Origin of the sequence: Methylobacterium nigriterrae (assembly GCF_037106235.1) — a bacterium.
In the GTDB taxonomy this organism is placed as follows: Bacteria; Pseudomonadota; Alphaproteobacteria; order Rhizobiales; family Beijerinckiaceae; genus Methylobacterium; species Methylobacterium nigriterrae.
Genome location: NZ_JBAWTG010000152.1, coordinates 1 through 10041, shown reverse-complemented (window position 1 = coordinate 10041; position 10041 = coordinate 1). Strand labels below are relative to the sequence as shown.

The following is a 10041-nucleotide window of genomic DNA, read 5'->3' as shown; positions in this document are numbered from 1 at the left end:
CACATCCGGGGCGAGGTCGATGAGCGGGTGAGGCATGGCGGTCGCTCCGCAGAGACAGCCCTTCCGCATCGTAGGTTTCATCCGCAAGGGCGAGAAGTATGGGTTTGATGCATTGTACGTCTCACGTGGCACTGCTGGATCTGCGGCTCTAAAGTTCCGCTGTGCATCACGAACGATAGTTGACCAGTCGCCAGAAAGCAGACCGTCTGATTTGCGCCCTTTTCGGCCGTTCAGCCGACTCCGGCGCCTCCTCCAAAGCGGACGTTGCAGCAGTTCAGCTTGTAAGTCTGCGTTGCGCTTTCTGCGGACCTTCGACAGCCTGGTTGCAGGGAATCGGTGCTGCTTCATGAGCCGACGTTCGCAGGCTGGGCGTTATGGAGCGTCGCCGTGCGCTGGGGCTTCACACCTGAAGGGGCACTGTGGCGACCTACAGTCTCGAAAACCGCCTTTTTTGACCAACTGAACCCTCGGGCAGTGAAGGCCACTGGCGCCGCTAAGCCTTCGAGATTGCCGGCTGAACTCAACACCCGCGAGATCCCGATGGGGTGGGTGAAGGAGTATGACGTCGGTGCTGCCGATGCCGCGGGAGTTCGAGGTAGGCTCCGTCGATGTGCAAAGGCGCTCTCGTCCACTTGCGACCCATCTCCCGCTAAAATGGCTTTGGCGCCGCGCAGGAGTGATCCAGATGGCCCTTCTCATCCGCGAGCTTCAACGAACCGCCAAAGGTGCTGTCACCAACGACGAAGATTGGTGGCGGCTGGTCTTCGACACGGATACGAAGCGCCTCTACGTCGAGCACGAGTGGCAGCATACTGAGGGGCCCGAAGCTGGTCGTCCCAGCCAGGGGAAGGAGCAAATCGAGATCGCGGACTACCTCACGCAGGCGGGGCAAACGGCCGGGCACCGCGAGCTCTGGCAGCTCATTCAAACGCTCTTCCGCGAGGCGCACTGACCCTGCAGGGTTCATCGGCCCTCAGGCAGACTTGTCGCAGGCTGGGTTGGCAGCGAGCCAGAGCCTACCGATCTAAACGCATTGCGCGGTTCGCTCGCCGCTCGATCGGGCTCACCGACTACGGCGCTTCGAGCCGTTGTTGCGATGGAGGAGCCGATGACGGGCCTGATGCAGTCGCTCCGCGCGTTCTATGATCATGTGTGCTCGCGGATTGAGGCCTCTGCCGAGAGACACGAAGCCGAGGCGGCCCGGTTGCGAGCTGAACTAAGCAAGCACTCCGAAAAGGCAACCAAAGCCGTCCGTTGAGATCTCGTCGGCTGGTTGGGTATCCATTGAGCCAGAACTGGCCCTGGCAGCAGGGTTTCCTTCGCTGGCGGCGTCGTCCGCTGGAGTATACCCTTCTGTGACAGCACGAGCCCTGCGCCGGATGCGTGGCCGTCCAGTAGGCTGTTGTCACGCCAGCGCTATGCGGCTCGGTTCTGCGCGATCAGTTCGACCATGGCCTGCTTCAGAGTGGCCGCCTCGCCAGCCAGCGAGCGCGCGATGCCGAGCATCTCACCCGCCGCCCCGCCGGCCGCCTGTGCGGCGCTGCTCACGCCGTCGATGCTGCCGGCCACCTGCTGCGTGCCTGCCGCAGCTCGCGTCACGTTGCCGGCGATCTCCTGTGTGGCCGCGCGCTGCTGGTCCACCGCCGCCGCCATCGTGGCCGCCACGCGGTCCATCTCGCCGATCATCGTGGCAATCCGGCCAATGGCCGCAACCGCCTCGCTCGTCGCGTCCTGCATCGCGCTGACCTGCTGAGTAATCTCGTCGGTGGCCTTCGCCGTCTGGCCCGCCAGGCCCTTCACCTCGGCTGCCACGACCGCAAAGCCTCGGCCCGCCTCGCCGGCGCGCGCCGCCTCGATGGTGGCGTTCAAGGCCAACAGGTTCGTCTGGCTGGCGATGCTCGAGATCAACGCCACCACGTCGCCGATTCGGCTGGCCGAGCCTGACAGGCTCTGCACTGTCGCGTCGGTCTGCTGGGCAGCGTGGTTGGCGCCTTGTGCGATCTCGGCGGCCCGGCTGACCTGGGTTGCGACCTCACTGAGGGAGGCGGACAGCTCTTCTGCCGCCGCAGCAACGCCATCGACGTTCTGCGACGCCTCTTGTGAAGCTCCGGCGACGGACTGGGCGAGCTGCGCGGTCTCGCCCGTCGTCGACACCATCATTTCAGCCCGGCTGCTGACGGTGCCTGCATCGGCCGTCACGGCATCGACGATCGCCTGCACCTTGGTCTGAAAAGCTTCGAGCTGGGCGAGCGAGCGCCGCTTGCTCTCCGCATCGACGCGCGCGTAGGTCTCCAACAGCACTTCGAGGTCGAACCATGCGGCCTTGTTGATGACGGCGGCCAGGGCCTGGCGGCTGGCGATCTGCCGGAGCTGCAGATGGCTGCTCAGGCTCGTGCTGAGCTGTTGGTCGAGGCCGAGTTCCCGGGTGATGGCCTGCGAGACGGTGAAGTGGCAGACCGCGACCGCATAGGCCGGAACGCCGTTGCGGCTGAAGGCGGTCGCCAGTCGCTCGGCCGAGGCGTCGAAGCCCTCGCCGACCTCACCTGAGGCCGCGCGCACCCAGTGTGCCACGCGTGCCTCGTGCACGTCAGGCAGCATGAGCGCGCGCTGGATCTCGGGCCAGCCGGCAAACTGTGCATGCAGCTCCGTCAGCAACTGCGGCAGGCGTGTTCGGGCGAAGCTTGCCTGCTGCTGCAGGAGAGCGATGTCGGCCGAGGTGAGGCCGAAGGCGCTCAGGCGCTTCTGCTGGGTGGAGTCGGACACGGGGCGTCTCACCTGACGAGAATGAGGAAAGGATTAAATGCGCGGCTGATGGGTCATCATCGCGCCTGTCAGGCGCTGCATGCTCGCCTCAAGGCGCTCGATTTGGCCGAGGATGGGATTGGACCGGAATGCTGGATCCTTCCGGCAGAAGGCGACGCTGGTCTCATCGAAGGCCGTAGCGGCATCGATGTACTCACGCTTGAGTTGCTGCAGCTGTAGGCTCAGCGCTTTGAGCGAGGCGAGATCGCTCGCGAAACCGATCTGCCGACGCACAAGCGGGCTGAAGACCTGCTTTTCCGCCGGCAACAAGGACACGACGTTGGCGTGCGGCGAGACCGTGCTCAAGACCAATTCCTTTCGGCAAGGCAGGCAGCCGTGGAGACCGGCACTCAGCGAGACTGAGCGCGATCAAATCGGAAACGGCAAGATGTCCCTTAACTGCGCACGTCACTCGGACGAGTCCTGCACAAAGAAGATGACAGCTCGACCTTAATTAAGGATTAAATCGCGGACTTCGCGGAAATTTCTCACGGACCTAACCTAGATTGCTTTCGTAGGATGGTGGAGGCAATTGGATGTCTACTTTTAGACATTAATCGTCATGGATAATAACGCAAGATGCTCAGATCTTGAACACGCCCAGCGACATCAGAGCAGGCGTTAACGCTTCGTTACTTACCTCTCTGGGCTCGAACCGGCTGACCATGCCGCCCCAGGGACGGCCGCGGCGGCGGGTAACTTCGCGCTCGAAGGCGATGAAGTGCTCGATGCGGCCCTCGGCATTCTGCAGTGGGCGGCAGTCGATCTCCGCCACGTACTTGGTTCCGTCGGCCCGATAGTTCGTCAGGTAGCCGTGGAAGCGCTCACCGGCTGCAAGGGCCTGCGCGAAGTGGTCGAGAACCGGGCGCCGGGTCTCGCGCCCCTGCATGAAGCGAGGACTGATGCCGACGAGATCGGCGGCGGACCGCCCGACGAGGCACGCGAATGCTCGATTGGCCCACTGGATGGTAGGACCCGGCTTCGCGACGGCAGCGTCGGTGATCACGATGGCGACAGCCGAGTCGTGAGCGAAGGCGCGGATCACCTCGAGAACGGTCATAATCACACCGGCCGGCGACCAAGGTGTCAGGCTGATCCGTGTCCTATGGGATCACGGCACCGGCAGCTAGGTAGAGGCATGGCCCACCCCTGCTATTCTCCCAACTGGCCGTTGCGAAATCGACCTTGAGTGAACTAGCGGATTCAACGTCCAAGCGGCGAAGAGCCGCGCGGATTGGGCGTTATGGAGCGTCCTCGATGACCGCGAGAAGGGATGCTGTCACGACGCGCTTACCGCTGTCATCTCGAACGTCGACCCGGACCTGGATGGCATTCGCGTCCAATGGCTTGGCCGCGACCAGCCCACCCAGGGCACGCTGTGTCTCGGCGCGAACCGCCATCAGGTCGGGGAAGTCATGTCCCACATCGTCGCGGATCTCATGACCATCGTGGATGTCGAAAAAGAACCGGGGCACGCGCCGTCCTACTTGGATTGGATGAAGGCACAGGCCTTCAGCCTTGCTGTGGTGCCCCCTTGGGCGCAGCCCGTCGGCGAGGATCGATCCGGCCGGCGCACGTCGGCTACCAAGCTCGGTGGAAAGCCCGGCTGAGGACGAGCAGCAGCGTGATCTCAGCCATTCCGCGTCTCGGCTGGGCAGCTCACTGTCACGCCCACGGTTCTAACAGCTTCAACCTGTGGCAAGTTTCAGCGGGCGTGGCTCAAAGTCGGATGCGGGGCGGGCCTTGGTCCTGTCAGGGGCCGAACCCCTCAAAGCACAGGTAGGCCGGGTCGAACTCGGCGAACGCTTTGAACGCCGGCACATCCGGGATCGCCACGAGGTTGTCGCTCCAGGTGATCAGGCCACTCGCGCGCAGGCTCTGCACGACGCGGTTGATGTGGACGTGCGAGATGCCCAGCACATCGGCTAGGTCCACCTGCGACACGGGCAACTCGAAGCTGTGCTCGTCCGCCAGCCCGATCACCTGCAGGCAGACCAGCAGCTCGCAGAGTGTATGGGCGAGGCGCTTGTCGGCCGGGCGCGTGTCGTTGACGATCCACTCGCGGGCCCGTCTCAGTTCGCGCAAGGTGACCCACCACATCGCGCGGCTGATGCCGGGATGGAGGCTGATCAGCTCCGTCAGCTTGGAGCGGGAGAGATCCACGACCGAGCAGGCCGTGAGGGCGCCGACCCGCAGATCGCGGCCGAATGCGCCGGCATCGTGCATGTAGCAGAGGTCGCCCGGCAGGACGAAGGAGACGATCCGGCGGGTGCCGCTTCGGAGGACCTTATAGCGGCAGGCAAAACCGCTCATGACGAGGTAGACGCGATCTGGGATGTCGCCTGTGACGATGTCATTGCGGGCCGCCACGGCACGGCGTGTGAAGGTCAGCGCTTGCAGCTCGGCTCGCTCCTCCTGCGACATAGGCCCTGCACGCTCAAGTTTTTGCAGGAACGGACCCCCAGCTACCACGGCCCCCAGGCTTTTCTGCGCGACAAGAGACTATAATCGTGCATCAGTTGCTGAACCACAATCCAACGTTGGGAGCGCGCGCAGCCGGATCAACTCTAGTTTGAATTCTTAATGCAGCTAGGTAGTTCCTGTAACTGGCTCGCGAGGAGATGTTCGGCCGAGTATCCCGTTCCAATAGGGCTTGCTCTATCGGACCTTTGCAGGGGCGCGGCGCTGTTCGCGGATTGGGCGTTCTGGAGCCTTTGGCTCGCGTGAGGGCATCTATAAGGACGGGCGCCTTATGGCGTCGCTGCTGTCAGCCGCGCGATGCTGGCGAGGATCGACTGCCGGTGCCCATGCCACTCTGCCAACGTCTCCTCGAACGTGCGCAGCAGATGCTCGGCCTGCGCCGTGTCGTGCCCGTCCTCGGCCAAGGTCGCAATCCGTGCGAGCTGTTCAGTGATCCGCCGCTCGCCCTCGGTGATGTGCCGGTCCGCAACGACGAGGTTCTCGCGCTCTTGATCCAGATCGAGCATGGCGAACCCAACCTCTGCCGCTCCCAGGAGAAGCTCGTGCTGGCCAACGGTGTCGGCAGCGGCTGAGCCAGAAGAAGCTGGGTCTGCCGGAGCAGCTCACGCGCACGCTCCCGCTCGGTCTCAATCTCCTTCATCAAGACCTTGCAGCGTCGGATGCGCTCCTAGGCCAGCGTGAAATCGAGCACCAGCATGGGGCCGCTCCCAACAGCCGCGTCTGGAGATTAACGCAGGCTAATCCGATGGGTGCCCGAAGCGCTCGCTGCCGCGCCAAGTTCATGCGCGGAAGGCCGCGGGAAAGGCGCGGATCGGGCGCTATGCGGTACCGCCGCTGCCGCCGCCTTGTTCGTAGACGGTGCCCAGAGCCTCCAGGATAAGCTGCTGGTGCCGGCGACCGACCTCCAGCGTGCGTTCCATTGTCCGTAGCAGATCCTTGGCCAGAGCCGTGTCGTAACCCTTGGCTGCCATGTCCTCGATGAGCCCCCTCTGATCGGCCACACGCCTCCTCCAATCGGCCAGATGCCGATGGGCGTGCAGGAAGTGCTCAAGCTCCTGATCCAGGTCGGGCATGATCCAGATCCCGCATACCCCGGAAGATCCCTCACGCGCCGGGCCGGTCAGGTCCATTGGCGTCGAGGTGGCGGCCCTCGCGGTCGAGGTGCAGGTAGTTCACGTTGAACAGCGACACGGCCTGGAGCGCGGCGAGATCCGGGATCGTGAGGTACCGGCCCCTCAGCACGATCAGCCCGGAGCCGCGCAGCTCCTGCAGCACCCGGTTGACGTGCACGTTCGACAGGCCCGTCGCGTCCCCGAACTCGACCTGGGTGATCGGCAGGAGGCAGGAATCGCCCTCGGTCAGCCCCACCGCGCGCAGCCGGATGAACAGCTCGCACAGGAGGTGGCCGATCCGCTCGAGGCCCGTGCGCTGGCCGAGATTGACCGTCCATTCCCGCTGGATCGCCGTGTGCACGAGCATCTCCCACCACAGCGCCTGCGTGATCCGCGGGTGCTGCTCGGTCAGGGCGAGGAGCGTGTCGCGCTGGATCTCGGCGAGCTTCACCGGCGTGATGGTGCAGACCGAGTGGTCCATCTCGCGCAGCACGAAGATGTGCGGGTCGCAGAGGTCGCCTGGCAGGAAGAACGAGATGATCTGCCGCCGCCCGTCCTCCAGTTGCTTGTAGCGGCAGGCCCAGCCCTCCAGGATCAGGTTGACGTGCTCGGGATCATCCCCCTCGCAGATGATGTCCTGGTGCGGCCCGAACAGGCGCACCCGCTGGGCAGCGGCGTCTTCCAGCGCGCCCTTGTCCGCGTCAGAGAGCCGGGTGAAGTTCTCAAGCTTGCGGATGAGGTGATGGGGCATGACCGCCTCCGGGCCGCCGCAGCGGCTGAGCAAGCTGCCCCCCCTGCTCAGATTACACCTGTGTGATTGCCGGCACCCGCACAAGCAACGCAAGCTCGTCCGGATCAACGCGGGATGCGGCCGCGCTGATCCGACCTCGGCTGTCGTGCGTTGCGGACGAGGACATCGCCGGAGGCTGGATGCCCCGCTACTTCTTCCATCTGCGAACCCCGGACGGCCTGCAGTGGGATGGGGAAGGCGTGCCGTTTGCCGGGCTGGACGCGGCCTACCTCGATGTGTGCCGGACCATTCCGGCCATGACGGCCGAGCTGCAGCGCACCGGCACGAGGCCGAGGCAGCTCCTGCGCTATGCCTTCGAGATCGCGGATGCGGAGGGCCAGCTCCTGATGGAGGTGCCGTTCACGGAGGTTCTCGATGGAGCACGCATGCCACGCCGGCCCGCGCCCGCGTTGGACCAGAAGGCGCGGGCCGAGATCCAACGAAGTGAGCGCCTTATCGCGGCGGTTCAGCAGGAGCGAGACGCCCTCTACGCCACGCTGTCCCAGACCCATGCCCTTCTGGCACGCCTGCGTGCGCTCGACATGGGCGGCCAAGGTGTTACCAAACGGCCATCAACAACGACATGGGAGACAAAAGGCAGGAACGTCTTCCGGTAGAGGGCGCCCCGGCGTTTCATCTGCGCCTCTCGTAGGGCATCTTGCCGGCAACGCCGGCCAGTACCTCCTCCGTCCAGGAGAAGCCGGTCAGGCGCTTGCCCGCGACCAGCAGCGTGTCATCCGCAAGCTTCGTGTTCAGCAGGCCCCAATAGCCATGGCAGCCGGCCGAGACGATGCCGCCACGTTCCCAGATGGCGCGCGTGATCGTTTGCAACTCCTCGGCATCCGGGAAGTCCCACATCACCGCATGACCGCCGGTGAAGTAGACCGCTACGAACCGCGCCGGATCGATCTCGTCGGGCCGGGCGGTTGAAGTCACGAGCGCCATGCGGGCCGGATCCGCGAGCCAAGCCTTCGCGGAAGCGTCGAGCAGCGGCCATTTAAGAGCGCGCGGCTCAAGGGGCAATCCATCGCCCTTCGGGCTCACGATGCGCTGCTCGTATCCCTTCTCGGCGAAGAGGTCGTACGCGTGCGTCAGCTCGGAGAGCCACACCTCCTATCTCTCGCCCCAGATCGACAATACACGCTGGACCGCCGGACGAGTCTTCATCCGCGCCAAATGGGCTGCAAGAGCCGGCGGCAGGGCGATCTTCACCTGTGGTGCCCATCGCTCGGCGTAGAACAGGGCGCTGTCCGCAATCGTGAACTGATCGCCCGTGACATAGTCCCGCCCGGCGAGTTGTCGCTCCAGAATGCTAAGCGCCTCCTCTACCATCTCGTGGCCCTTCCTCTCCGTCGCGTGCTGCCCGACGCCGAGTGTCTGGTGCACGATGTCCGGCGGCTCGAATTTCTGCGGCTTGAAGATGCGCCCGAAGGCTTGCCCGTGCAGCGTGCCGACGACGTAGTCCATCACCTCGATCGCGCGGGCCTCCTGCTCGGGATCCGACGGAAGGAGATTCGCTTCGGGATTCGTACGGGCGAGCCAAGTTGCGATGGCGCCGTACTCGGTCAGGACTGAGCCGTCGTCCCGCAAAAGGGTCGGCACCTTGCCCTTTGGGTTGATGTGGCTGAAGGGCGGCTTGTGCGTGTCGCCGCCGGCGACGTCGAGCTTCTCGGCCTCGTACGGCTTGCCGATCTCCTCCAGCAGGACGTGCGTGCCGATCGCGCAGGTATGCGGACCCCAATAGAGCTTCATGCGGCGCCTCCTCTGGGGGCTGAACGCCGCTGGTACCGGATGTTTCCGACGTGCTCCTCAGACAGCCGATTGATGAGAACACCAGCACGGGCGTGACTCGCATGAGCGCGGCGGGCGCAAGATGTGATCGCGCTTACGTCTGCTTTGACTTACGGTTCGTTTGAAAGCAGCCATTCCGCTCTCGGCCAAGATCGGCCATTCCGCTTCGGGATCTGTTTGATCGTTCGGCGGATCAAGCGGTGTGCCTCCTGACCGCAGGCCTGTCACGGCGGCCGGCTCATCTACATCGCCAGCCTATTCGCTGAACGCCAGATTTAAGACACCTTGCAAGTGCCGCCACGAACGGTTCCACTGAAGCGCGAGCTTTCCTGGCTGGTCCTGGGAATTGCCGACAAGCCACCTTAAGCCCCGCCAGCCCTCGGCTCGCGGGGCTTTCCTTGTCCAGACGCAGAGGGTCCAACGTGGCCCCGCAGCCACATGTAAGGCCAAAATGCGGCCTCGGCCGAGCGAGGCACAGCTTCTCGCTCAGCCGTCCGTCGGGTGTTGTGCCGCCGCACTAGGCAGGTGCCAGTAACAGGCGTTCTTCTTGGCTTTATCTCCATACAAGAGGGGACCCAGGACCAGATGATCAGAAAGCTTCTTCTCGCCAGCACGGCCACCGCTCTGCTGAGCGGCGCCGCCTCCGCCGCCGACCTGCCCCGCCGCGAGCCGCCGCCGGTCTTCACCCCGGTTCCGGTCTTCACCTGGACGGGCTTCTACGCCGGTTTCAACGCCGGCTACGCGTTCGACGCCAGCTCGCGCAGCAACGCCGCCACGATTGTGAACCTGCCGGCCGGCAGCCCGCTCGTCATCCCTCCGGGCGGCGTGCCCGCCCCCTCGCAGGTCGTGTTCGGCGGCCGCAACTCGCTCGACGGCTTCTCGGGCGGCGGCCAGATCGGCTACAACTACCAGTTCACCCCGGGCTCGGGCTTCGTGATCGGCTTCGAGGCTGACGCGCAGTACGTTGACTTCGGGCGCAACCGCAACCGCTTCCTGCTGACCCCCGGCTTCCTGCCGGCCCCCGCTATCGCGTTCGCCAACCCGGTCGGCTTGGCCAGCCTCGAC

At 64.7% G+C, this 10041-nt stretch carries 11 protein-coding genes and 2 pseudogenes; 3 read left to right on the top strand and 10 right to left on the bottom strand.

Annotated features, from left to right (window positions below):
- Positions 1 to 685 precede the first annotated feature (685 nt).
- On the top strand, positions 686 to 952 hold the full coding sequence (locus WDW90_RS31945; protein ID WP_336491617.1) for a hypothetical protein: 267 nt from the start codon (positions 686 to 688) through the stop codon (positions 950 to 952).
- A gap of 464 nt (positions 953 to 1416) precedes the next feature.
- Here the strand turns inward: WDW90_RS31945 and WDW90_RS31940 are convergent, their stop codons facing one another.
- From WDW90_RS31940 to WDW90_RS31905, 8 genes are all read right to left on the bottom strand, one after another.
- Positions 1417 to 2763 (bottom strand): methyl-accepting chemotaxis protein, encoded by a 1347-nt coding sequence (locus WDW90_RS31940; protein WP_336491616.1) that lies wholly within the window; start codon positions 2761 to 2763, stop codon positions 1417 to 1419.
- A gap of 33 nt (positions 2764 to 2796) precedes the next feature.
- Positions 2797 to 3108 (bottom strand): hypothetical protein, encoded by a 312-nt coding sequence (locus WDW90_RS31935; protein ID WP_336491615.1) that lies wholly within the window; start codon positions 3106 to 3108, stop codon positions 2797 to 2799.
- 277 nt (positions 3109 to 3385) lie between these two features.
- Entirely contained in the window at positions 3386 to 3847 is a 462-nt protein-coding gene (locus tag WDW90_RS31930) for a PAS domain-containing protein (protein ID WP_336491613.1), read from the bottom strand.
- Positions 3848 to 4043: 196 nt separating this feature from the next.
- Positions 4044 to 4277: a DUF6894 family protein gene (locus WDW90_RS31925; RefSeq protein ID WP_336491611.1), complete on the bottom strand. Its 234-nt coding sequence runs from the start codon at positions 4275 to 4277 to the stop codon at positions 4044 to 4046.
- Between the two features lie 277 nt (positions 4278 to 4554).
- Positions 4555 to 5226, bottom strand: a complete 672-nt coding sequence (locus tag WDW90_RS31920; RefSeq protein ID WP_336491609.1) for a Crp/Fnr family transcriptional regulator — start codon at positions 5224 to 5226, stop codon at positions 4555 to 4557.
- A gap of 326 nt (positions 5227 to 5552) precedes the next feature.
- On the bottom strand, positions 5553 to 5789 hold the full coding sequence (locus WDW90_RS31915; protein ID WP_336491608.1) for a hypothetical protein: 237 nt from the start codon (positions 5787 to 5789) through the stop codon (positions 5553 to 5555).
- Positions 5790 to 6101: 312 nt separating this feature from the next.
- The gene (locus WDW90_RS31910) at positions 6102 to 6356 is read right to left on the bottom strand and encodes a hypothetical protein (RefSeq protein ID WP_336491606.1); all 255 of its coding nucleotides are present in this window, start codon (positions 6354 to 6356) and stop codon (positions 6102 to 6104) included.
- A gap of 31 nt (positions 6357 to 6387) precedes the next feature.
- Positions 6388 to 7146 (bottom strand): Crp/Fnr family transcriptional regulator, encoded by a 759-nt coding sequence (locus WDW90_RS31905; RefSeq protein ID WP_336491604.1) that lies wholly within the window; start codon positions 7144 to 7146, stop codon positions 6388 to 6390.
- Positions 7147 to 7325: 179 nt separating this feature from the next.
- On the opposite strand from WDW90_RS31905, the gene WDW90_RS40960 reads away from it, so the two are divergent.
- A complete protein-coding gene (locus WDW90_RS40960; RefSeq protein ID WP_431311165.1) occupies positions 7326 to 7802 on the top strand; it encodes a DUF6894 family protein in 477 nt (158 codons plus the stop codon).
- Here WDW90_RS40960 and WDW90_RS31900 read toward each other — a convergent pair.
- Together WDW90_RS31900 and WDW90_RS31895 are read right to left on the bottom strand one after the other, a co-directional pair.
- Positions 7721 to 8295 (bottom strand): annotated as a pseudogene (locus tag WDW90_RS31900) (type 1 glutamine amidotransferase domain-containing protein); the annotation flags it as partial. The gene WDW90_RS40960 and the pseudogene WDW90_RS31900 sit on opposite strands and share 82 nt — an antisense overlap.
- 3 nt (positions 8296 to 8298) lie before the next feature.
- A complete protein-coding gene (locus tag WDW90_RS31895) occupies positions 8299 to 8937 on the bottom strand; it encodes a glutathione S-transferase family protein (RefSeq protein ID WP_336491602.1) in 639 nt (212 codons plus the stop codon).
- 624 nt (positions 8938 to 9561) lie between these two features.
- Here WDW90_RS31895 and WDW90_RS31890 point away from each other — a divergent pair.
- Positions 9562 to 10041 (top strand): annotated as a pseudogene (locus WDW90_RS31890) (porin family protein); the annotation flags it as partial.

Bases quoted from the DNA above. Each gene is read 5' to 3' on its own strand.
- WDW90_RS31945 (WP_336491617.1), top strand. From the start codon at position 686: ATGGCCCTTCTCATCCGCGAGCTTCAACGAACCGCCAAAGGTGCTGTC.
- WDW90_RS31920 (WP_336491609.1), bottom strand. From the start codon at position 5,226: ATGTCGCAGGAGGAGCGAGCCGAGCTGCAAGCGCTGACCTTCACACGC.
- WDW90_RS31915 (WP_336491608.1), bottom strand. From the start codon at position 5,789: ATGCTCGATCTGGATCAAGAGCGCGAGAACCTCGTCGTTGCGGACCGG.
- WDW90_RS31910 (WP_336491606.1), bottom strand. From the start codon at position 6,356: ATGCCCGACCTGGATCAGGAGCTTGAGCACTTCCTGCACGCCCATCGG.
- WDW90_RS31905 (WP_336491604.1), bottom strand. From the start codon at position 7,146: ATGCCCCATCACCTCATCCGCAAGCTTGAGAACTTCACCCGGCTCTCT.
- WDW90_RS40960 (WP_431311165.1), top strand. From the start codon at position 7,326: ATGCCCCGCTACTTCTTCCATCTGCGAACCCCGGACGGCCTGCAGTGG.
- WDW90_RS31895 (WP_336491602.1), bottom strand. From the start codon at position 8,937: ATGAAGCTCTATTGGGGTCCGCATACCTGCGCGATCGGCACGCACGTC.